We start from the raw sequence: 21,608 nt of genomic DNA on the forward strand, positions 1-21,608 counted from the left end.
GGTCACCACACACTGCGCGGCGCCACGGCGAGATGTTGGGGGACTTCACCCCGAAGCGCGACTCGAGGAAGCGCACGATCGACGTATGGTCGAACGTCTCCGAGCACACCCATCCGCCCATGCTCCACGGCGAGACGACCAGCATCGGCACGCGCACGCCGAGACCGTAATGGCCCGGGACGTCGGCGATGCCTGAGAACGTCATCCGGCCGTCGTACCACTCGCCCGCGGTCGAAACCGTGGATGCGCCCGGGATCTGCGAGGTGTTGGGGTGCGGCGGCACGACGTGGTCGAAGAAGCCGTCGTTCTCGTCGTACATGAAGAACACGGCCGTCTTGCTCCAGACATCCGGGTTGGAGGTAAGGATGTTGAGGATGTTCGCCGTATACCAGGCTCCGAAGTTCGGCGGCCAGTTCGAGTGCTCGGTGTACGCCTCGGGGGCCACGACGTATGAGACCTGCGGGAGCTTCCCGCCCGCGACGTCCTCGCGGAAGATCCGGAACAGGTCGTCGCCGGCCTTCGCGTTCGTGCCGGTCAGCGCCTTCTCGTGGAGCGGGCTGCCGGGCTTCGAGTGCTGGTACTGCGTGAGGTAGAGGAGCGAGTTGTCGCCGTAGTTGCCGATGTAAGGGTCGCCCGTCCAGCCCCAGTAGCCCGCAGCCGTGAGGCCGTCGCCGACGTCCTGGTACACCTTCCAGCTCACGCCGACCTTCTCGAGCTCCTCGGGTTATGAGCTCCACGAGTAGCCGACCTCGGCGTTCCACAGGTCGGGGCCGCCGGCTTTGTAGTCGTTGCCGTCCCAGCCCGTGAACATGTAGTAGCGGTTGGGGTCCGTGGGGCCAAGCAGCGAGCAGTGGTACTGGTCGCAGATGGTGAACGCGTCCGCGAGGGCGAAGTGGAACGGGACGTCGCCGCGCTCGTAGAACGCCATGGTGGCCTCGGACTTGGCGGGGAGCCACTTGTCGTACTTGCCTACGTTGAAGGCCTCGTGGGTGAGCTTCCACGAGTGGTCGAGGTCTTCCATGAACTGCATGCCGAGATTCGGTGCGGCTGGGTGGTACGGGAGGATGTCCCGCGTCCCGTTGTTCTGCGCGAACGCGTCCTTTCCGCTCGGGAGGATGGCCGGATGCGGGTCTCCGAACCCACGCACGCCCTTGAGCGTGCCGAAGTAGTGGTCGAAGGCACGGTTCTCCTGCATGAAGACGATGACGTGCTCGACATCCTTGATCGAGCCGGTGGCACGGTTGGCCGGGATGGTCGCGGCGCGAGCGATGCTCTCGCCGAGCATCTCAGCGATTGCTGCGGTGGCTGCGCTGGCCCCGGATAGTTGAAGAAAACGCCGACGGTTGAGACCTGACATGAGCTGCTCCCAGTGCTTGGCTTAGCTGACGAAAACCCCCGACCGACTCTTCCAGCGCCAGGCAAAAGTTAAGTGCCGGAAAGGCAAATTTTGGGGCAACATGCGGCCGCTGCGCCGGAACCGGCGTTCATCCGCCTGGAGTCCCGCCCGGGGAGTGGCTGAGCTTTTCCGTCTTTCGGGCGGTGAGATAAAGGCGGTGGGCAGTGATGACCAGGACCAGCCAGGCGGCACCGAGGGTCCAGGCCGCCAGGACATCCGTGAGCCAGTGGTGGCCCAGGAACACCCGGCTGAGGCCGATGGTCAGGGCGAAGAGGGCCGCGGCGGTCACGGTCCAGGCTCGGGCCCGGCGGGAGCGGCAACGCAGGATGACCAGGTAGGCGATGATTCCAGCGATGACGAACGAGTTCAGCGAATGCCCACTGGGAAACGAGGGGGAATACTCGTAGGGCGGCACGGCGTCGATGAGCGGCGGCCGGGCACGGCCGATGAGCTGCTTGCCGGCGATTGTCATGAGCAGGGAGCCGGCAGCCGCAGTGACAATGAGGATCGCAGGGGTCCAGGAGCGGCGCCGGAGGACCAGGACGGAGGTGGCGATCGCGGCCAGGATCGGCATCCCGATTCCTCCGCCTAGATCGGTGTAGGCAGTGGCGGCGGCGTCGAGTGCTGGGCTGCGCAAGGTCATCGCCGCCTCCAGGACCGGGTGGTCCAGGGCGGCCACGCCATCTGCTTCCGTCACTGCCTCGTACACCTCGCCGGTCGCGAAGGCCAGCAGTGATGCCACGACGGCTCCCGCAGCGAGGACCAGGATCAGCGCACCGTACGCGCCGAGACGGGCGCTGAGGCGTTGTGCGCGGGAGGCGAGCCACCTTCCGGCGGGGGTCTTCCACCGGGCCAGGTCAGCGTCGCCGACAAACCGGTCGTCGCTGAGCTCGCTTTTGCCTCCGGCTGAATCTTCGTCCGATGTGCCTTCGGGGTGAACGCCCATTGTCTTCCGCCTCACATCGTGCATGGATTTGATCAGTAAGGTTACCTTCTAGGCTGTTTGAAGTCCGGATCCAGAGGATTGGCCTCGGGCGCCGGGAAGGAGCACGGAGTGGACAATGACGCTGATAGCTGGTTCCTGAGCCGTGCTGAGCGGGGGAATCTGGCCACGGACGTGCACGCGGGCGGTGCCGGGGCTCCGGCATGGTCGGAGGGCAACCTCGTGCGGCCCTTGATTCATGGAGCGAGCTATTTTGCCCGACTGCATGAGGAGTTGACCGCGCTTCAGGCGGGAGACYGGGTGTGGTTCACCGACTGGCGTGGCGACGCCGACGAGCGGCTACTGGCGGACGGACCGACGATCGGGGATCTGCTAGCGGGGTTGGCACGCTCGGGGGTGGAAGTGCGGGGCCTTGTCTGGAGATCCCATGGAGAGCGGGTATCGGCTCCGATGAGCGGCCGATCCAACGAGCTTCTTACCCGCAAGATCAACGACGCCGGCGGAGAAGTGCTTTTGGATCAGCGCGTCCGAATGTTCGGCTCCCACCACCAGAAGTTGTTCGTCATCCGCCGTCGTGACGATCCTTCGCGGGATGTCGCGTTCATTGGCGGGCTCGACCTTTCCCACAGCCGACGGGACGGCGCCGACCATGGGGGAGACCCGCAAGCGGTAACCATGGATCCCAGATACGGGAAACGGCCTCCGTGGCACGATGCCGCACTCGAGCTGCGTGGCCCCGTGGTTGCGGATGTGCTCGCAGTGTTCGCTGAACGGTGGAACGACCCCCATCCCTTGGACCGCGGTACCCCGTACCGGATACTGCAGCAACGCCTGGCCCGCATGCCCCGGCACCCCGAACCGCTCCCGGCTGCCGCCCCGCCGCCACCACCGGCCGGTCCTCATGCAGTGCAGCTACTGCGCACCTACGGCGTGAAACGTCCCCCGTTCCCGTTTGCACCCGAAGGCGAACGCAGCATTGCCCTCGGTTACGCAAAAGCCTTCGCCCGAGCCCGCTCGCTGATCTACATCGAGGACCAGTACTTGTGGTCGACAGAAGTTGCAGCCGGAATCGCCGGGGCCCTCGAGCGGAACCCCGACTTGAACGTGATCGCCGTCGTTCCCCGCTACCCCGACTCCGACGGCCCTCTGGTAGGACCGGCAAGCCGGATCGGTCAACTTCGCGCCCTGAGGATGTTGCACCAGACGGCACCCGACAGGGTCGGAGTGTTCGACCTGGAGAACAGCTCGGGAACTCCGATCTACGTCCATGCCAAGATCTGCATCATCGACGACATGTGGTTCACCTGCGGCTCGGACAATTTCAACCGCCGGTCCTGGACCACCGATAGCGAGCTCACCTGCGCCGTATTCGACGCCACCGCCGGCAACGGAGAGTCGCCCGGCGCTGACGGCCACGACATTGGCGCCGGCCACGCTTCCCGGCCGCTGGCCCGCGGGCTCCGGCTCCAACTCTGGGCCGAACACCTGGGTTTGGAGGAGGACGATCCCCAACTCCACGACCCGGCGGCGGGGCTCAGGCTGTGGAAAGCCAGCGCCGGCGCCCTCGACCACTGGCATGAATCCGGGCGCCGCTCGCCCCGTCCGACCGGAAACGTGCGGCGCCACACCGCGGAACCGGTGTCCTTCCTCCAGCGCCTCTGGGCGGATCCGCTCAGCCGTTTCGTCGTGGACCCGGACGGCCGTCCCCGCCGGCTGCGCGGCACTACCCGGTTCTAGGCAAGCTGGGCCGAAGCGGCCCGGCATAACTGATTGCGAACCATCTCTTCCGGCTTGCCCATGGCCCTTCTGTGAATCCTGGCATAGGGTTTGACCCACTACCCGCCGGCTGCCCGACTGGGTTCATCAACACGATGTGGGCGCTCGGGAATGAACTTTGAATTCGGGGATCTGGCCGACGCCGATTCCCGACCGATGAAGACGTGAGGGAGAAACATGACGCTTGCTCGTGCTGGACATCGAATTGCCACCCATCGTCCCTGTATTCCCGCAGCGCTGCCAAGGGTGCCGGCTTGCGGGCGGTGCGGCCCGGGGTTTCCCCTGACATTCCATGAATATGTTCCGGCGGTCTATGCGGCCGATGGCAGCGGATTGCGGCCGCCGTCGGCAAGCTACAGCTGTGCACGATGCGGTACAAAGGACAACCATCAGGTTCCCTCAGGCTGGGCACCGCCCGAGTGGCAGTGGTACTCCTAAGCCAGGTAGGACAGCGCTGCGACCACGTGGGTTTGGACGCCCATGGACAGGGCCGGATCGATCACGGGCGCGAAGAGTGGAGAGTGGTTTGCCGGTATGTCCCGGGCCACTGTCCCGCGTTCGACGGCGGCCCGGTAGGTTTCGGGGTCCGCGCCGCCTAGGAGCCAGAACGTGTATGGGACCCCGAAGGCGTCCGGAACGCGGCTGAAGTCCTCTGACGCGGTCTGCCTATATGCGGTACGCACTGAGTCTTCCCCGAAGTGGGCGGCGAATGCGGCCCGGACCGTCTCTGTCACAGCCGCGTCGTTGCGGGTGAGGGGAAACTGATCGTAGTACTCGAAATCCGGGTCTTGCGGTGATCCCGCGGCGGAACACTCGCCAAGGACTATCCGCTCAATGGCCGCGAGGACCGACGCACGGACCTGGGTATCGTAAGTGCGGACGTTGAGCAGGAGTGTGGCGCGGTCGGGGATGATGTTGGACGTCGTCCCGGCGTTGAGCGCCCCCACTGTGACAACCGCGAAGTCGCCCGGTTTCGTCTCCCGCGAGACGATGGACTGCAGCCTGAGCACGATCGAGGAGGCAAGCACCACGGGGTCGACCGACATGTGCGGCATTGAGCCGTGCGCGCCCTTCCCATACACGGTGATCTTGAGCGAGTCCGCGGCGGAGAGGACGGGGCCTGGCGTGGTCGCTACCATCCCTGCCGGGATCGGCATCACATGTTGCGCGAAGGCGACGTCCGGCCGCGGCACTTTGGCGACGAGTCCGTCGTCGAGCATTGCTTGGGACCCGGCCCCGATCTCCTCGCCGGGCTGGAATAGCGCGATATACGTCCCGGACCAGGCTGTCCGGCCGTCGGCCATGAGTTTGGCCGCGCCGAGCAGCGCAGCCACGTGCAAGTCGTGCCCGCATGCGTGCATGACACCGTCCACGGCCGACGCATAAGACAGCCCCGTCGCCTCGGTGACCGGTAACGCGTCCATGTCCGCGCGGGCAAGCACCGTTGGGCCGTCCCCATTGGCGAGGATGCCGACGACGCCGGTGCCCCCGATGCGTGTTACGGCATAGCCGAACCCCGCGAGTTTCCCCTCGACGACCCTGGAGGTCCCATGCTCCTCGAGGCTCAGCTCGGGGTGTCTGTGCAGGTCCATATATGTGTCCCGGATCCAGGCGAGTTCTCCTTCAAGGCCTGCAAGGACTGCTTCGCAACCGCTCATGGACCCATCGCTCTCAGTAGCAGTTCGGGCGCCTGGGCGAACCCGCGCAACCGGGAAACCCAGCATAGACCCGGAAACCGAACCGGGGGAGTGTACATTCCGAAGCCGCGAGCGGGATTACTTCCACGTCGCGGCTTCGGAAGGGGCGGTACTAGTCAGCGAGGATGTGGTACAGCGCTCGCCGGGCTTCGTCGATCTTTTCCATAGCCGCCGTACGCTGTTCGTCCGTTGCGGCGAAGCGGAATTGATGGATGACTCCCATGAGCTTTGCCACGCTCTGGTGGAACGCGGGTCCTGATCCCTCCGGATCGATGTTCCACGCATTTTCCAGCTCCTCAGCATGCTCCGCTACATATGCCTTCCCGGCATCGGTGAGTGTGAACTCGGTGCGCCGGCCTTCGCCGACGGGCGCAATGAGTTCCTCGTCAACGAGCTGCTGCAGGGTCGGATAGACGGAACCCGGGCTTGGGCGCCACGATCCCGACGTCTTCTCGGCGATTGTCTTAATGAGCCCGTATCCATTTGATGGCGCTTCAGCCAGCAGGGAGAGGATCGCGAAACGAACGTCGCCCTTGTTGGCCCGACGCGGGCCCCCGGGACCAAAGCCGGGACCAAATCCTGGTCCGAAACCGCGGCCCGGCCCAAATCCGCGGCCCGGCCCGAATCCGCCGTGTCCGTGGGGACCGCGACGGCTGCGGCCGCGTCCGAAACGTTCCATATCCGGACCGCAATCTGTGTGTTTATTGTCGTGAATGCCTTTCATAACGGCATCGTCCTTTCAGTGTTTTGTGGGTTGCCCTCAGGCTCGCAGTTTGTTCTGCGATACTTAACGATATATCGCTGACTGTCGTTAAACAAGAGCTGGATTTTGTTCGAACTTGGTCTGCGACGCACGCCGGGGATACCCGATCGCTCTGCCGATTGCCCACTCGGAACTTAGGATGGTCGCTAACGAGATTGAGGACAACAGATGAGCGAACAACTGACGACCATCGAGGTCGAAGAATTCCTGCCGCATTCGCCCGCCAAGGTTTGGCGGGCTCTGACGGAACCCAGGCTGATCGCCCGCTGGTTGATGGAAAACGACTTCCAAGCGATCGTCGGGCATCAGTTCCAGATGCGCGGGATTCCCGTTCCGGCAGTTGGCTTCAGCGGTTTGGTGGCCAGCGAAGTCCTTGACGTGGAAACGGAGAAGCTACTGCGTATTTCGTGGCGGGACGCGAACTCCGGAAACAGCCTCAACAGCACCGTGACGTGGTCGATCGCCGCGGAAGACACGGGCAGCCGTCTGTCGCTCGTCCATGACGGGTTCAATCCCGACGAGCCGACGCACGTGGCATCGCACCGCATCATGAGCGGTGGCTGGCGAAACCATGTGCTTCCGCGGCTCGGCCAGACCCTGGCCGAACTCGACAGCACTGAATCCGACAGCGCCGAACTCGACAGCTAAGGCAAACAATGCAATTCGTCGTCTTCTACAGCTCGGATCCTTCCGTACACCTCACCGGCAAGGCTCCACGAACGCTGGCACTTTAGGCTCGATTCCCCACGCCACCCGGTGGAGTGCGGTTGCGAGCCAACCCCGGAGCCGAGCCAGCCGCGAGCGCCTTGCCGGGCGTGCCGGAACAACCGGTGCCCCCGGCAAGGCACTGCGGCTGTCATTGTTCACGAGGCCAATGACCGCGCAGGCCATCATCAACGAAAAATCCATAGTCATCTTCTTCTCATCTAAAACGTGGAGCCCTGGACTGTAATCAGTTAGCGGCTGGAAAAAACCCGAATACTCAAGGCGGAACCGCCGTCGTTCAAGGTCCTGTTAAAGACGCTAAGCGCTCCGGAAGACGATGTCAGCAGCTAGGCCGCTCCCTGCTTTTCCTAGGATTGGCGGTCCTACCCACACCGGGCTCAGTCCGAGATCGACGCCGGCGCCGCCAGTTCGCTTGCGGTGGTGGCCGCCCAACTCGCGAGCAGTTTCAGGCGTTCGTCGCTCGCCGACCCTGGTTCCGCCGTATAGGCGAACATCGTCCACCCGGGGTTGGCCGGCAGTTCCATTGCCTCGTAGCTGAGTTCGAGATCCCCGACCACAGGGTGATGCATGCGCTTGATGCCGGTCCGGTGGAAGCGGACGTTGTGGGCGGCCCAGCGTGTGCGGAATTCCTCGCTCCGGGTAGCGAGCTCGCCGACCAGATCACTTAGGCCCTTGTTGTGTGGCTGCCGTCCGGCGTAACTGCGCAGGGTGGCCACAATGTCGTTCGCGCCTTGCTCCCAATCGATGTAGAAGTTGCGTCCATGGATTCAGGCTACTTCCGGCACGGGAAGTGTGGGAGGTCCTGTCAGTACACCGTTTAAGCGCCGTGGGCGGATACCGCTGGGTGCCGTATCCGCCCACAGCGCTTGGTTGCCTTGGGGGGTTAGTGACCGGGGCCGCCGGTTTCGGTTGCGGTGACCTTGAAGCTCGCATCGAGCTTGACAGTGGCGTGGGTACCGTCCGACTTGGTGATGTGGGCTTCGTAGGCGGCGCTGCCGTCGTCTTCGGTGGTCATGTTCTCCACCGTGGCGCCGGAGTTGGCGGCCAGTACGGCGGCCTTCACTTTGGCTGCGGTGTCACCCGTGAGGTCGGTTTCGCTTCCGTGGTTGCCGTGGCCGCCCTTCCCGCCGCCCGGGCCGCCGGTTTCGGTTGCGGTGACCTTGAAGCTCGCATCGAGCTTGACGGTGGCGTGGGTGCCGTCCGACTTGGTGATGTGGGCTTCGTAGGCGGCGCTGCCGTCGTCTTCGGTAGTCATGTTCTCCACCGTGGCGCCGGAGTTGGCGGCAAGTACAGCGGCCTTCACCTTTGTTGCGGTGTCACCGGTGAGGTCGGTTTCGTTCCCATGGTTGCCGCCGTTCGTGGCGGGGGCGGATGGGCTGGCGGTCGAGGTGTCAGTAGTTGCGGCGTTAGCGGGCAGGGCCATGGCGGTGAGGGCTCCGCCGCCTGCGACGGCGCCAATCAAGGCGGCGCCTACGGCGATTTTCCGGACTTTGTTCACGATGTTGCTCCTTAGAGGTTCAACTCCGAGGGGTTCGAAGCTGTATCCCATCCTCGAACCCCACGCTTTGGCCCCTGTATACCTATGCTGTGCCTGGACTGTGACATTTTTGTCCGGCTCACAGCATCCGGAAGCGTGGCACCATGCGTACGCCTAGAGGTTGGTCATCCGTTCCGCGGCGTCGTTGTAGCGCCCGCCCTGCACCTGGATCCTGGAGGCGGCGTCCTCGATTTCGCCCAGTTCCGCGGCTGACAATTCGACGGCGGCGGCACCGATGTTTTCCTCCAAGCGGTGCAGCTTGCGCGTTCCGGGGATCGGGACGATCCAGGGCTTCTGTGCCAGGAGCCAGGCCAAGGCGATCTGACCGGGCGTGGCACCCTTGCGTTGTGCGATGTTCGCGAGCAACTCGACGACGGCGGCATTGTGCTGGAGCGCATCCGGCGCGAACCGGGGGATGGTGCTGCGGATGTCGTTGCCGGCGTCGAAACTGGTGTCCGCGGTAATGGTTCCCGTCAGGAAGCCCTTGCCGAGCGGGCTGTAGGGCACAAAGCCGATGCCCAGTTCCTCGCACGCGGCCAGCACTTCTTCCTCGGGGCGGCGCCACCAGAGGGAGTATTCGCTTTGGACGGCGCTCAGGGGCTGGACGGCATGCGCCCGGCGGATGGTTCCGGCGGACGCTTCGGACATGCCGAAGTGCTTCACCTTGCCGGCCTCGATTAGTTCCTTGACCGCACCTGCCACGTCTTCGATAGGAACGTCGGGATCCACCCGGTGCTGGTAGTAGAGGTCGATTGCGTCGACGCCCAGCCGGCGCAAAGAGCCGTCCACGACCTCCTTGATCACCTCCGGGCGGCTGCTCACGCGCCCGCTCGGCTTGCGTTCTGCGGGATCGATGTCCCACCCGAACTTGGTGGCGATCACCACTTGGCCCTTGTACGGAGCGAGCGCTTCGCCCACGAGCTCCTCGTTGGCGTACGGGCCATAGATTTCGGCAGTGTCGAAGAATGTCACGCCCCGGTCCACGGCGGCACGGATCAGCGAGATCATTTCCTGCCGGTCCGGCTTGTCGCTGTATCCACCTGTCATGCTCATGCAGCCCAGTCCGACGGCGGAGACCTCCAAGCCGTGGGTGCCCAGTGTGCGCTTTTCCATCGTTCGTCCTCCTGTGTCGTGAAACAAGATCCAGCCTTGCCGTCAACACTAGGGACGCGTCGGTACTGTCAGGGAGTCCCTGTCAGTACCTCTCTCAGCGCGGAGCTCCCGACGGCGGCGGTCCGCCGCCGTCGGGGGCCCAAGTGAGCCGCCGCCGTCGGGGGCTGCTTGTCAGCAGGCCGGCCGGTTCCGGACGTCGCTCGAGACATGCTGCTTGAGCAGCGAGCCACCGGCTTCTGCCTTCAATTCCCGGTTTTCAACCATGACCTGCCCGCGCAGGACCGTCATGCTCGGCCACGCCGCCACCTCGTAGCCGTCCCACGGGGTGTAGTCGGCTTCGTGCAGGTCCTCGGCATGGATGGCTTTCTTCACTGTGGTGTCCAGGACCGCCAGATCGGCGTCGCTGCCCACCGCGATCACGCCCTTCTGCGGGTACAGGCCGAGGATCTTCGCCGCGTTGGCCGAGGTGATGTCAACAAAGCGGGTCAGGTCAAGACCGCGTTTGGCCACCCCTTCGGTGTACGCGACGGCCATGCGCATTTCGACGCCGGCATGACCGCCCGTGGCGTCAAGAATGGTCTTGCCGCGGGTCTTCACCTCAAGGTCGGTGCACACGCCGTCGGTTGCTAGGGTGCTGAGTGAGCCTTCGAGCAACGATTCCCACATGGAGTCGCGGTCCGTTTCCGACTTCAAGGACGGGTAGGTGTGATAAATCGCGCCGTTCTTCTGTTTGTAGTCTTCCGCCGTGAAGTACGCGTAGTGCGGGAGGATCTCGCCGTACACCGCTTGGCCGCGCCCGCGTGCCTCGCGGATGGCGTCCACGCCTTCGCGGGCGCTGACGTGCATGAGGTAGATGGGCGCACCAACGTGCTCCGCGAGGGTGATGACCCGCTGGAAGGACAACTTTTCCGAGAGGTTGTTGTGGGCGTGGTGCATGTTCTCCAGCCCGATCCTGCCTTCGCGCTGCAATTGCTTGTAGGCGTACATGACAATGTCGTCGTCCTCGGCGTGCACCGCGAGCATTGCCCCGGCCTGGGCTGTTTGTTGCATGAGCCCCCACATGTTGCCGAGGTCTGTCTTCTGCTTGGGGCGCGTCGGGGTGGTGTTGGTCATCCAGACCTTGTAGCTGCCATGGCCGGCCGCGACGGCGTCGGGAATCTGCTCGAGTACCTCGAATGGAATCTCCGGTTCCTTGAACGTGCCGTGCAAGGCGTAGTCGGTGTAGCTTGACCCGGCCCACTCGGCCGATTTGCGGGCAAAGGACTCCGAGAGCTCATCGCCGGGTTGCCAATGCGCGAAGTCCACCAGCGTGGTGGTGCCGCCATAGATGGCGCCCTCGCTCACCCGGTCGGGGCCAAAACACTTGATTCCGCTTTCGGCCGCCGTCGGAAGGACGGAATTGGTGTGGACATGCGGGTCTACGCCGCCGGGGACAACCAATTGGCCGCGGAGATCGACCGTACGTGTCGCTTCCTCCGTGTGTCCGAGGCCGGTCTCGCGGAGGGACACAATCTTGCCTCCCGCGATGCCGATGTCCAGGGTTTTGGCGCCAGACGGGGTAACGACCAAGCCGTTGGTGAGAACGAGATCAAGCATCAGGGGGTCGCGCCTTTCAGTGTTGGTGACGGTTCAGTGTTGGTGAGGTTCAAGGGAAAACGGTGCGGAGGTGAAGTAGCGGGCGGCAAGGGAGACTTTGACCGAGGCACGGGCGTTGACGAGCTGGGACACGGAAACGTCTGCGGCCGCGCTCATCAGCATCGCTGTCTTCTCGCGGGTCCACTTCCGGTCCGCCTGCAGGAGTTCGAGCATGTCGTCGAGCGCCAGCCGCGCGGCGTCGTCGAGCGTCTCGCCGTCGCCGATCGTGATGACGGAACCCCCGGACAAGACCACCGGCCGTTTGACGGTGACCCCGGGCAAGACGTGGCAGGAGAGGACAACGCTGCCCTCGACCTCGACGGCGGTAAGGGAGCACTCGCCGTCGCCCTGTACCGCATGAAGGTCGCCGGCGTAGAGCAAGGCGTTCGCGCTCTGCACGGGCAGGATCACGGCGGAACCGGCGGTGACGTCCTTGCAGTCCATATTGCCGCCGTGCATTCCGACGGTGCTGGAGTTGGGATTCCCATCGGCCGGTGCCACACCGATTTTCCCGATCATGGGCCGGATGGGAATCCGGATGTCGTCGTCGAACCGGACGCTCCCGTCCGCAATCTCTACCACCCGGCCGGACCGCCCCAGTCCGCCGGTGAAACCGCCGCGCCCGGGAAGTGTCACCATGGCGCCCCGGTCCGCTATCCGGATCTCGTGGACGTCAATACGGAGCGTGTCCCCGGGATTGGCGCCGCGCACTGCCACCGGCCCGGTCACGGGGATCGACAACTTCTCGTACTCCCCGGTACTTTCGAACAGGCCGCCTGTCAGTAGGCTCCGGGCGCCGAGGGAGAACTGCTCGCCCTGGCTTACTTCGATCACGGGGGTGGCGTCGCGGTCAAAGGATCCCGACGCCGATTCATGGCTTGCGTGGAGCATGTTCAGCATGCTGCCCCTTTCGTTTGAGTCGGCGGGGTGAAGCTATGCGGTGGGGTAGACGGGCTGTGCCCACTGTTGATCGGCGGCGACCCTTCCGACGACGGCCTGCCGGTACGCGTGCTGCAGCTGGCGGGTGAGTTCACCCGCAGTACCGTCGCCGATGGGCGTGCGGTCCACGGAAGAAACGTGGTTGATTTCGGCGGCGCTGCCGCACACGAAGATTTCGTCGGCCGAGTAGAGTTCCGTGCGGTCGATCGGGCGGATGTCGACCTCGACGCCGAGGACGTTGCGTGCCAGATGCAGGACGCTGTCCCGGGTGATCCCCTCCAGGATGCTGTCCGTTGCCGGGGGAGTGCACAACCGGCCCTGGCGGACCATGAACACGTTGTAGCCGGCACCTTCGGCAACATGGCCGTCCTCGGTCAGCAGAAGGGCTGCGTCGTAACCGTTGCGCCGGGCCTCCAGCATGGCAAGGCGCCCGTTTTGGTAGTTGGCGATCGATTTGACGCGGGGCGGCATGGAGCGGTCGGACAAGCGGGCCCAACTGCTGATCTGCACGTCCAGTCCGCTGGCACCGAAATAGTTGCCCATGGGGATGGCCGCCATAAATACGGAGACAGGGCCGGTGTCCTCCGGCTTGCCGTCGCTCGAGTCGACGAATACTTGTGCGCGCATGTGGAGGTTCCCGCGTAGCTCGTTCGCCCGCACCAGGCCGAGCAATTGTTCACTCAAGACGCCGATGTCGCGCGGTCCGTCGATTTCCACCACCCGCATCGAGTCAATCAAGCGGCGCATGTGATCGGCCACCCGGAAGGCGTAGAGCTGCTGGTCCTCATCGCTCCAGTAGGCGCGGAACCCTTCGAAGACGCCGACGCCGTACTTCAACGTGGTGCTCAGGACATGGAGCTTGGCATCCGCGTACTCCACCAGTTCACCGTCACGGAGCAGGTAGCGAACGCTGGGCTCGAATGCGGGCTCTTTGGTGTCGGTCACAGTTGCCGATTTACTCAGATTGGTCATTGTTGTCTCCAAATCGTGTTCGGAAAACAGATCAGGGCTCGGCTTCACACCAAGGTTGACATCCGTCTTCATCTTACTGTTGGTGTTGTCACCATAATGAAGACGCTTGATGGTCCTGTCAACAGTGACCATTGACACACAATCATAGACTTCAATAAAGTGATGAAACTTCGATATGCAAATTCTCGGCAGGATGTCGAGTGGCTGGAGCCCCTCATGCGCCAGTCAAAAGAAGGCTTTCACCTACACCCGTCAACCGGATCGAGTGCCAATTGAGTGAAACTACGACAGCCGAGTCCCGGACTCCAGTGAGGTCCCTGGGCGGACGTGCGTCGGGCTGGGCCAAGCAAGGCAGGGCCTGGGCGTACAAGCGATCAGGGGCGGTCCTCGCCGTCGTCGCCGCCGCCTTCATTGTGGGACTCCCGCTCGCGGCGATTTTTCTCCACCTTCCCCAAAACCCCCTCCAGCCGGACGTGGAATCCATGGCCCTGGCCCCCAACTCCGTTCATTGGTTCGGCACGGACGGCAACGGCATGGACGTGTTCTCCCGGACGATTGAATCGGCGAGGCTCGACCTTCCCATATCCCTCGCGGCGACGGCCATTGCCCTTGTCATCGGCGTTCCCTTGGGCCTCTTCGCTACTACCGGCATGGCGGGCGAGGCGATCATGCGCGTAGTCGACGCCTTCGCCGCCCTCCCCATCATCGTGATAGCCGTGGTGTCCATCCAGCTCATGGGCGGCGGAGCCACCGATGTCATCCTCGCCATCGCCCTGGTTGCGGCTCCGCGCTTTGTCCGTTTATCCCGTGCGGCGGCGATTTCGCTCCGCTCGTCACGGTACGTTGAGGCAGCAGTGGCCATCGGATGCTCGCCCATCCGCGTGGCCTTCAACCACATCTTCAGGAACGCCTACGGCGTGATCCTCGTGCAGGCCACGCTGACCACGGCCGGCGCCCTGAGCACGATTGCCGCCTTGAACTTCCTCGGCGTCGGGGTCAAACCGCCCCAGCCAAGCTGGGGCGCGATGATCGACGACGGCGTGAGCATGCTCATCCGCGGCCAGTGGTGGGCCGTGGCTTTTCCGGCGCTCGCCCTCCTCCTGGTCATCGGTTCTCTCAACATCATCGCCGGTGCCATTGAGGACAAGATGGAACGAGTGGAGCACACCCGATGAACAAGACCCTCCAAGTCCGGGAACTCGAAACCGAGTTCCACACTCCCCGGGGTGTGGTCCGGGCGCTGCATGGCGTCTCCTTTGAGGTGCAGGACAACGAGATTGTCGGGATCGTCGGTGAATCCGGCTCGGGCAAATCGACCGTGGTCCGCTCCATCACGAAGCTGTTGATGCCGCCGGGCAAGGTGTCTGCCGGCAACGTCAACTTCGCCGGACGCAGCCTCCTGGACCTGCCCGAGCGGGAAATGCGCCAAATCAGGGGCAAGGAGATCGGATTCATCGCCCAGAATCCGTTCAGCGCCTTGAATCCGGTGACCCGCATCGAAAAGCAGTTCGCCAATATCGCCAAGGCGCACGGAGTGAAGGTTGATGCCTCCGAGCGCAGCCGTGCACTACAGCTCTTGGAGTCGACGGGAGTCCGCGATCCGGGACGCGTGATGCGCGGTTACGCGCACGAACTCAGCGGCGGCATGGCCCAGCGCGTCGTCATCGCCATGGCGCTTTACCTCAACCCGCAGCTGGTGATCGCCGATGAGCCGACGACGGCGCTGGACCTCACCGTCCAGCGCCAGGTCCTGGACACCCTTCGCCGGCTGACGGTCGAGAGCGGCCGTTCGATGCTGATCGTGACCCATGACCTCGGGGTGGTGGCCTCCTACTGCAACCGCGTCCTTGTCATGTATCGCGGAAATATCGTGGAACAAGGACTCGTTGAGGACGTTTTTGTCCGTCCGCGGCATCCTTACACGATCTCCCTGCTCAACTCGGTGGTGCGTCCCGAAGATGAGACGCAATTCGTTCCAGGGGACGCCGAAGCTCCGGATACCGCGGAGCCGGAAGCGCCTAACCCCTCCACGGTCCAATTGTCCGAAGCCCGGAGGTCTTGAGAATGCCGCTCCTTGAACTCGTGGATGTCACGAAGATCTTCCGTACTCCCCATGGGGAAGCACGCGCCGTGGATGGAATCACCCTGTCCGTGGAAGCCGGCGAGACGCTCGGCGTCATCGGCGAAAGCGGTTCTGGCAAGTCGACCCTGGGCCGCTTGATCCTGAGGCTCGCCGAGCCGGATTCCGGATCCGTCGTTATCGAGGGGCAGGACGTGTTGGCCCTTGGCCGTGGCGAACTCCGCCGGAAGCGGCGCCATTGGCAGATCGTCTTCCAGGAACCCTTCGCGTCATTGAACCCGCGCCTGACGATCCGGCAGATCGTCGAGGAGCCGCTCATCGTCGCCCGGATGGGCGACCGTGCCGAGCGGCGGCTGCGGGTCCTGGCGACATTGGAAGAGGTGGGCCTCTCGGCCGATTTCATGGACCGGCGCCCGGCGAACCTCAGCGGGGGACAGCAGCAGCGCGTGGGCATCGCACGCGCCCTGGTCACGAATCCCAGCCTGGTGGTCCTGGATGAGCCAACGTCCTCGTTGGACCTGACTATCCGCGCCTCTATCCTGCGCACCCTCGCGCGCCTCAGGGCTTCGCGCGGCCTCACGTACGTCTTCATTTCCCACGACATCGAAACGGTCCGGCACTTCTGTTCCACGGTGGCTGTCATGCACCGCGGAAAAATCGTCGAAACTGGTCCCACCCGAGATGTCTTGATGGCTCCGCAGCACCCTTATACCCAATCGCTGATTTCCGCCGCGTTGCCGGTAGTTCCCTATTCCGCCGTCGTTGGCTCTACGAATTCCCGGGGGCAGATTTCATGATCCGCTACATCATTTCGAGGCTCCTTGTTGCTGCCTTATTGCTGTGTGGCCTCATCACCCTCAGTTTTGGCCTCGTGTCCCTTCTTCCCGGCGACCCCGCGGTGGCCCTTCTGGGTGAATACGCAACCCCGGCAGACGTCGCCCGTATCCACGCGGAACTTGGCCTGGACCTGCCTTTCTGGGAACGCTACCTCGGGTACATGTCCAGGACCCTGGGCGGGGACCTTGGCCATTCCCTCTTCACGGGCAGTTCGGTGTCCAGCGAAATCCTGACCCGGCTCCCGAATACCTTGATCTATATGGTGCCGGGGCTCGCCTTGGCCCTCATCATCGGCATGGCGAGTGGAACGTTCGCGGCTTATCGCTACCGGCGTTTTGCCGATAAAGCCTTCACGTTCTGGATATCCATCCTCATGGCCATGCCGGAATTCGTGCTGGCCCTCGTGTTGCTGTTTGTCTTCTATCAACAACTGCGCATCGCGCCCGCACCGATCGGCATGCTCTCCAGTGCGCAGATCACTCCGCCGCGCGTCACGGGATCCATTCCCCTCGACGCCATAGTCGCCGGCCAATGGGGTACGTTTTCGTCAATCCTCGGCCGCGCTGTCCTTCCTATCGTGACGATGGGTTTGTTCTTTGCTGCCCCGTTTGGAAAGACGGTGCGCTCGGGACTCTTGCAGGTGCTCCAATCACCACAAATCGAGTTCGCGAGGGCCTGCGGACTGCGTCCCACCCAGGTCTTCCGATATGCCCTCAGTGACATCCGCGGGTCACTCATGACCTACTTGGTACTTCTCTTTGCCGCGTCCCTCAGCGGAGCGGCCATTGTGGAAAGTGTCTTTTCCTGGCCAGGAGTGGGTGGTTGGTCGCTCGACGGCGTACTCAAAGGCGATGTGCCCGTCATTCAAGGTTTTGTCCTCATCATGGGAACCACAAGCTTGCTCGGCTACGTCGTTCTCGACGCCTTGATCACCCTTCTGGACCCCCGTACGCGCAGCAAAGCCGTGGCAGGACGCCGTCAGAAGCGCCTGCGCGCAACGCCGGCAACCATCTCCTAAGAAGCCCTCAGCCGCCCCCGAGAAGTCTTGACAGACGTCTCCCGACTTCAATAGATTGAAGACATGTTCACTAAAGTTCATGAAGATAAAGTTATTGCCCTCGGTGGAACCATTCCGCTCGATGGCCGCGTGAGCTGGGTACCGGCCGGGGCAACCGGCTTCCAGCCGTCGAATTGCTATCTCCTCAGCGAAGGGTCCGGCCGACTGTTGGTCGACACCGGGCTCGCAGTCCACAGCCAGGAAATCCTCGATGACCTGGTTGAACTGCTCGACGACGACGGCCGGCTCTCCATGTTCTTCACGCGGAGCGAGATGGACTGCGTTTCGAACCTGGAACCCATTGCCGGGAAGTTCGACATCGAACGCCTCTTCACCGGCGGCGCCATCAACCCCTTCGATGCCTTCGATGACCTCAGCCGGCTTGCGCTCCGAGGACGCCGGCAGCAGATCGACCAGAAGGGAGAGGGCGGAGATTCCATGGCCCGCACCCCAGAGATCGAGGTGGCGCCGGGCCGTCACTTGACCATCGAGTCGCCGCTCCTGCGGCTCCTCCCGACCTTCTGGGGCTGGGACGCGAATACCGGAACCAGCTTCACCTCCGACACCTTCACCCACGGCACCATGACGAGCCCGGACGGTTCCCGCATCATCGACTCGATCGCCCAGGACACCACCACGGCCAAGCAGGTCGCCGAGCACCTCTACGCGAAATACGAGTGGATCCCGCGGGCCACGTGCGAGCCGCTCCGGGAACGGCTCTCGGACAAGTTCGAGACCCTGGCCCCAGAGACCATCGCCCCTTCCCGCGGTTGCGTGATCCGCGGGCGCGAGCTCGTCCGCCGGCACCTTGATTTCATGCTCGCCGCGCTGACACCGGAAAAGGCATAGGAGAATCCCGATGGAAGAACTAGTAGAAACCATGAGCCGCGACCTTCCGCGCGAGGTAGCCGACGGCGTCACCTGGATGAGTTCGTGCCTGCCGTTCCACCTCCAGGACCGCGTTATCCACGGGCACACCTCCACGTACCTGGCACAAGGGACCGAGTCGTCCATCCTCATTGATACGGGCAACCCCTCCAGCTGGAACATCATTTCGGAAACCCTTGACGGATTGCTCGGGGACAAACCGCTGAGCTACGTCTTCCCGACGCATCCGGAGCTTCCGCACACGGGAAACCTTCCGCGCCTCGTGGAGAAGTACCCCGATATCAAGGTTGTCGGCGACATCCGGGACTACCACCTCTTCTACCCGCAGATCGTGCCCAACCTGCATGCCCGGGTTCCCGGGGACAAAGTGGATCTCGGCGGCGGGTATGAATTCGTGATCGTCGAGGCCTTGATCAGGGACCTGCCAAATACCCAATGGGGCTTCGTACCGAAGTCGGGCGTGCTTTTCACGGCCGACGGTTTTTGCTACATGCACCGCCCGGAACTCGATGATGAGGATCCGGTGCACCTCCCCGGCGAATGTGGCCTGACAACAGATGAACTCTCGGCACCCATCGCGGTCGAGAACGCAGCCTTCTTTACCGGCAGCGCGTTGTACTGGGCCAGATTCGCCAACGACGCCGACCAGGTTTACGACCGGGTCGGCAAGCTGATGGATGACCTTGGGGTCAAGATCGTAGCGCCCACCCACGGCAACGTGATCACCAATATTCCGGAGGTGGCGCCCATCATCCGGGCCGGCCACAAGCACGCCTACCGTTACTAATCCACTGCCCACATCAGCAGCGCACTACTCGTAACACGTCCTTTCCCTCTGTACAGAAATTGGAACCAGGCTTATGAAGAATTCGCGTTTATTGCTCGGCTGGGTCGCAGCAGCGGCAGCTGTGTCGCTCACCGGATGCGGGGGAGCCACTCCCACCGCGGCGGTGGCCAAGCCGGAGTCGGTCGTCATTGCGGTCGGCGCCCTCCCGGACAGCCTCACCCCTGCCCCGTGGGGCGGCAGTGCATCACACGTTGTGCTCAGCGGACTCGGCTCCCAGTTGCTGGAGTACAAGACCGGCGCAACTGATGACCAATCATGCTCGACGCCGTCTACCGCGGTGACCGGCCGGCTCGCCGAAAGCGCGGTTGCCGCCCCGGACGGCAAGGGGGTCATCGTCAAGCTGCGGAAGCTGACGAGCCAGTTTGGAAACACCCTCTCGGCCGAGGACGTGAAATGGAGCCTCGCGATCGGGATGGTGCGGCAGCCCGTCATGAAGGGGACGCTCAAGAGCAGCGGATTCAATGTGGACAACCTCGTCACCGTGATCGATGACCGCACTGTTGAACTCAACACCCTCGGCATGACGTCATACACGCTCGAGTCACTGCAGAACAATCTCTTCTACATCCACGACAGCAAGGAAGCGAAACTTCACGTCACGCCGGATGACCCCACGGCCAACAAGTGGCTCTCGAAGAACCTGGCCGATTACAGCGGGTGGAAGCTCGAGGAGTTTACTCCCGGGACGTCCCTGACGGTGACCGCGGACCCGAACTGGGGAGGCGATCGAGGCTCGGTAAAGCGGGTTGTGGTCAAGGCCGTTCCCGACACCGCGACCCGGACCCAATTGGTGAAGACCGGCGAGGCCCAGATTGCCAACGGCTTCGAATATGACCAATACAGCTCCATGACCGGTGTCAGTGGGGTAAGTGTCCTCAAGTGCACCAGCCAGACACGCGACACCATGATGTTCAACACGAAGACCGGTCCGCTGGCAGACGAGAAGGTTCGCCAGGCAGTCTCCATGGCGATCGACCGGGCCGCCCTGGCCAAGGGTGCCTACGCCGGCCTCGCGGACCCGGCGGGCTCGATCTTTCCCGCGGTGAAGGATTCGCCCACCTACAAATATGACCCCGACGGGGCCAAGAAGCTGCTGGCACAGACCCAGTACGCGAACGGATTCCCCCTGACACTCAGCTACAGCGTGAGCCGCCCGGGTCCCGTCGCGAAGAGTTCAGCCGTCCTCATCCAATCCATGCTGGCGAAGGTGGGCATCACGGTGCAGCTGTTGAACGTTGCGAGCCCGACCGACTTCTCCTCGGCGCTCATCGACGGACGCTTCCAGGCCGTCCTGTACTCCGAGCCGATCGTCATCGCAGACCCCGCGTTCTACACCTACGCGTTCTACTCCACGGGAGCTCCGAGCAACAGCACCGGATGGTCCAATCCTGAATTCGATGCCGCCCGGACCCAGCTGGCCGCCACCCCGAGCACGAACACGGACCAGCGGACGGCCCTGCTCAAGAAGATGGCCGGACTGGTGGACCAGGGCGCCCCGATCCTCTCCCTGGTGGAGGTCCGGAACCTGATCGTCAAGCAAGAGACCTTGACGGGTGCGGTACCGCTCACCAACGACCAGGTCTATTTCGCCGGTCTGGGCAAGTAGCAAATCCCAAGAAGCACATGGTTCTGGCCGGCGGGGCGACCGCCGGCCAGGACTCACCCGACCCCAGATCCGCTGTGACCCCGGATCCGCTTGAAGGAAGAAACCATGATTGAAATCTGCGGCAAACCCGTCCGCGACACCCTCGAGGAACTGCTCGATCCCGCCACTACTGCACTGGTTGTCATCGACATGCAGGTGGGAGCTGTTTCGCACGGTGGCGCAATAGGGGATTCCGGACATGACATGAGCATGATGCCGTCCGTTGTCGAAAAATGCGGGCGGGCCATCACCGCGGCCCGTGCAAATGGGGTGCCGGTCTTCCACATACGCGTCGAGAACCTTCCCGACGGCGCAAGCTCGCCGGCGGCCTGGCTGCGTGCCCTCTATACCGCAGCGAACGGCCGCCCCATTGACCTCGGCAAGCTCAGTGCCAAAGGCGACCCCGCGACCGAATTCTGCGAACCCTGCACGCCCGAAGACGGGGAAGTCGTGATCACCAAGCGACGCCCCAGCGCATTCATCGCCACCGAACTCGCCTTGCTGTTGCGCAGCCAGGGGATTGAGTCGGTAGCGCTCGTGGGCGTTTCCACCGGTGGCTGCGTCGAAGCGACCCTGCGCGACGCCGTGCACAACGACTTCTATGCCGTGCTGCTCGAGGATGCGGTGGGAGCCTACGACACGGTGGTGCACGACGCCGCGTTGACCGTCATGCGGGCCCGGCACGACGTCTGCACCCTCGACGAAGCTATTGCTGTCTGGGAGACAGCCAGCGCCTCCTGAACCATCCGGATCCAAG

At 63.6% G+C, this 21,608-nt stretch carries 19 protein-coding genes and 1 pseudogene; 10 read left to right on the forward strand and 10 right to left on the reverse strand.

Features of this window, described 5'->3' with window-relative positions; all coding sequences use genetic code 11:
• Positions 1-55: 55 nt before the first annotated feature.
• Together AB4068_RS03585 and AB4068_RS03590 are read right to left on the reverse strand one after the other, a co-directional pair.
• Positions 56-1,357, reverse strand: a pseudogene (locus AB4068_RS03585) (alkaline phosphatase family protein); the annotation flags it as partial.
• Between the two features lie 127 nt (positions 1,358-1,484).
• On the reverse strand, positions 1,485-2,342 hold the full coding sequence (locus AB4068_RS03590; protein WP_441432691.1) for a phosphatase PAP2 family protein: 858 nt from the start codon (positions 2,340-2,342) through the stop codon (positions 1,485-1,487).
• 108 nt (positions 2,343-2,450) lie between these two features.
• On the opposite strand from AB4068_RS03590, the gene AB4068_RS03595 reads away from it, so the two are divergent.
• Positions 2,451-4,076: a phospholipase D family protein gene (locus AB4068_RS03595; protein WP_441432692.1), complete on the forward strand. Its 1,626-nt coding sequence runs from the start codon at positions 2,451-2,453 to the stop codon at positions 4,074-4,076.
• Between the two features lie 473 nt (positions 4,077-4,549).
• Here the strand turns inward: AB4068_RS03595 and AB4068_RS03600 are convergent, their stop codons facing one another.
• Together AB4068_RS03600 and AB4068_RS03605 are read right to left on the reverse strand one after the other, a co-directional pair.
• Complete coding sequence (locus AB4068_RS03600; RefSeq protein WP_441432693.1) at positions 4,550-5,773, reverse strand: amidohydrolase; 1,224 nt, start codon at positions 5,771-5,773, stop codon at positions 4,550-4,552.
• A 151-nt stretch (positions 5,774-5,924) separates the two neighbouring features.
• Complete coding sequence (locus AB4068_RS03605; protein WP_441432694.1) at positions 5,925-6,536, reverse strand: PadR family transcriptional regulator; 612 nt, start codon at positions 6,534-6,536, stop codon at positions 5,925-5,927.
• Positions 6,537-6,743: 207 nt separating this feature from the next.
• Here AB4068_RS03605 and AB4068_RS03610 point away from each other — a divergent pair, with 207 nt between their 5' ends.
• Positions 6,744-7,223 (forward strand): SRPBCC family protein, encoded by a 480-nt coding sequence (locus AB4068_RS03610; RefSeq protein ID WP_306963860.1) that lies wholly within the window; start codon positions 6,744-6,746, stop codon positions 7,221-7,223.
• A gap of 455 nt (positions 7,224-7,678) precedes the next feature.
• Here the strand turns inward: AB4068_RS03610 and AB4068_RS03615 are convergent, their stop codons facing one another.
• From AB4068_RS03615 to AB4068_RS03640, 6 genes are all read right to left on the reverse strand, one after another.
• Positions 7,679-8,068 carry an MmyB family transcriptional regulator gene (locus tag AB4068_RS03615; protein WP_307052820.1) on the reverse strand — a complete coding sequence of 130 codons (390 nt, stop codon included), beginning with the start codon at positions 8,066-8,068 and terminating at the stop codon, positions 7,679-7,681.
• Positions 8,069-8,184: 116 nt separating this feature from the next.
• A complete protein-coding gene (locus AB4068_RS03620; protein ID WP_306963856.1) occupies positions 8,185-8,799 on the reverse strand; it encodes a PepSY domain-containing protein in 615 nt (204 codons plus the stop codon).
• A 153-nt stretch (positions 8,800-8,952) separates the two neighbouring features.
• A complete protein-coding gene (locus AB4068_RS03625) occupies positions 8,953-9,951 on the reverse strand; it encodes an aldo/keto reductase (RefSeq protein ID WP_284989428.1) in 999 nt (332 codons plus the stop codon).
• 171 nt (positions 9,952-10,122) lie between these two features.
• Positions 10,123-11,547, reverse strand: coding sequence for a dihydroorotase (locus AB4068_RS03630; RefSeq protein WP_306963853.1), 1,425 nt, complete (start codon positions 11,545-11,547; stop codon positions 10,123-10,125).
• Between the two features lie 33 nt (positions 11,548-11,580).
• Positions 11,581-12,486, reverse strand: a complete 906-nt coding sequence (locus tag AB4068_RS03635) for an acetamidase/formamidase family protein (protein ID WP_306963851.1) — start codon at positions 12,484-12,486, stop codon at positions 11,581-11,583.
• Between the two features lie 33 nt (positions 12,487-12,519).
• Positions 12,520-13,497, reverse strand: a complete 978-nt coding sequence (locus AB4068_RS03640) for a branched-chain amino acid transaminase (RefSeq protein WP_307052695.1) — start codon at positions 13,495-13,497, stop codon at positions 12,520-12,522.
• Positions 13,498-13,769: 272 nt separating this feature from the next.
• Between AB4068_RS03640 and AB4068_RS03645 the strand changes: the two genes are divergently transcribed.
• From AB4068_RS03645 to AB4068_RS03680, 8 genes are all read left to right on the forward strand, one after another.
• Complete coding sequence (locus AB4068_RS03645) at positions 13,770-14,672, forward strand: ABC transporter permease (RefSeq protein ID WP_441432695.1); 903 nt, start codon at positions 13,770-13,772, stop codon at positions 14,670-14,672.
• Positions 14,669-15,559 (forward strand): ABC transporter ATP-binding protein, encoded by an 891-nt coding sequence (locus AB4068_RS03650; protein WP_441432696.1) that lies wholly within the window; start codon positions 14,669-14,671, stop codon positions 15,557-15,559. The genes AB4068_RS03645 and AB4068_RS03650 overlap by 4 nt, the downstream gene beginning before the upstream one ends.
• 2 nt (positions 15,560-15,561) lie before the next feature.
• Positions 15,562-16,374 (forward strand): ATP-binding cassette domain-containing protein, encoded by an 813-nt coding sequence (locus AB4068_RS03655; RefSeq protein WP_284989435.1) that lies wholly within the window; start codon positions 15,562-15,564, stop codon positions 16,372-16,374.
• Entirely contained in the window at positions 16,371-17,432 is a 1,062-nt protein-coding gene (locus AB4068_RS03660; protein WP_441432697.1) for an ABC transporter permease, read from the forward strand. Before AB4068_RS03655 ends, AB4068_RS03660 begins: the two co-directional genes overlap by 4 nt.
• 63 nt (positions 17,433-17,495) lie before the next feature.
• On the forward strand, positions 17,496-18,320 hold the full coding sequence (locus AB4068_RS03665; protein WP_441432698.1) for a hypothetical protein: 825 nt from the start codon (positions 17,496-17,498) through the stop codon (positions 18,318-18,320).
• A gap of 10 nt (positions 18,321-18,330) precedes the next feature.
• Positions 18,331-19,146: an MBL fold metallo-hydrolase gene (locus AB4068_RS03670; RefSeq protein ID WP_441432699.1), complete on the forward strand. Its 816-nt coding sequence runs from the start codon at positions 18,331-18,333 to the stop codon at positions 19,144-19,146.
• A 73-nt stretch (positions 19,147-19,219) separates the two neighbouring features.
• A complete protein-coding gene (locus AB4068_RS03675) occupies positions 19,220-20,812 on the forward strand; it encodes an ABC transporter substrate-binding protein (RefSeq protein ID WP_441432700.1) in 1,593 nt (530 codons plus the stop codon).
• Between the two features lie 105 nt (positions 20,813-20,917).
• Entirely contained in the window at positions 20,918-21,592 is a 675-nt protein-coding gene (locus AB4068_RS03680; protein WP_059388284.1) for a cysteine hydrolase family protein, read from the forward strand.
• Positions 21,593-21,608 lie beyond the last annotated feature (16 nt).

The organism is Arthrobacter sp. 2RAF22, assembly GCF_052115325.1.
Classification (GTDB): Bacteria; Actinomycetota; Actinomycetes; order Actinomycetales; family Micrococcaceae; genus Arthrobacter.

Bases quoted from the DNA above. Each gene is read 5' to 3' on its own strand.
- AB4068_RS03655 (WP_284989435.1), top strand. From the start codon at position 15,562: ATGCCGCTCCTTGAACTCGTGGATGTCACGAAGATCTTCCGTACTCCC.
- AB4068_RS03640 (WP_307052695.1), bottom strand. From the start codon at position 13,497: ATGACCAATCTGAGTAAATCGGCAACTGTGACCGACACCAAAGAGCCC.
- AB4068_RS03625 (WP_284989428.1), bottom strand. From the start codon at position 9,951: ATGGAAAAGCGCACACTGGGCACCCACGGCTTGGAGGTCTCCGCCGTC.
- AB4068_RS03590 (WP_441432691.1), bottom strand. From the start codon at position 2,342: ATGGGCGTTCACCCCGAAGGCACATCGGACGAAGATTCAGCCGGAGGC.
- AB4068_RS03650 (WP_441432696.1), top strand. From the start codon at position 14,669: ATGAACAAGACCCTCCAAGTCCGGGAACTCGAAACCGAGTTCCACACT.
- AB4068_RS03610 (WP_306963860.1), top strand. From the start codon at position 6,744: ATGAGCGAACAACTGACGACCATCGAGGTCGAAGAATTCCTGCCGCAT.
- AB4068_RS03680 (WP_059388284.1), top strand. From the start codon at position 20,918: ATGATTGAAATCTGCGGCAAACCCGTCCGCGACACCCTCGAGGAACTG.
- AB4068_RS03630 (WP_306963853.1), bottom strand. From the start codon at position 11,547: ATGCTTGATCTCGTTCTCACCAACGGCTTGGTCGTTACCCCGTCTGGC.
- AB4068_RS03675 (WP_441432700.1), top strand. From the start codon at position 19,220: ATGAAGAATTCGCGTTTATTGCTCGGCTGGGTCGCAGCAGCGGCAGCT.
- AB4068_RS03635 (WP_306963851.1), bottom strand. From the start codon at position 12,486: ATGCTGAACATGCTCCACGCAAGCCATGAATCGGCGTCGGGATCCTTT.
- AB4068_RS03605 (WP_441432694.1), bottom strand. From the start codon at position 6,536: ATGAAAGGCATTCACGACAATAAACACACAGATTGCGGTCCGGATATG.
- AB4068_RS03670 (WP_441432699.1), top strand. From the start codon at position 18,331: ATGGAAGAACTAGTAGAAACCATGAGCCGCGACCTTCCGCGCGAGGTA.
- AB4068_RS03665 (WP_441432698.1), top strand. From the start codon at position 17,496: ATGTTCACTAAAGTTCATGAAGATAAAGTTATTGCCCTCGGTGGAACC.
- AB4068_RS03600 (WP_441432693.1), bottom strand. From the start codon at position 5,773: ATGAGCGGTTGCGAAGCAGTCCTTGCAGGCCTTGAAGGAGAACTCGCC.
- AB4068_RS03660 (WP_441432697.1), top strand. From the start codon at position 16,371: ATGATCCGCTACATCATTTCGAGGCTCCTTGTTGCTGCCTTATTGCTG.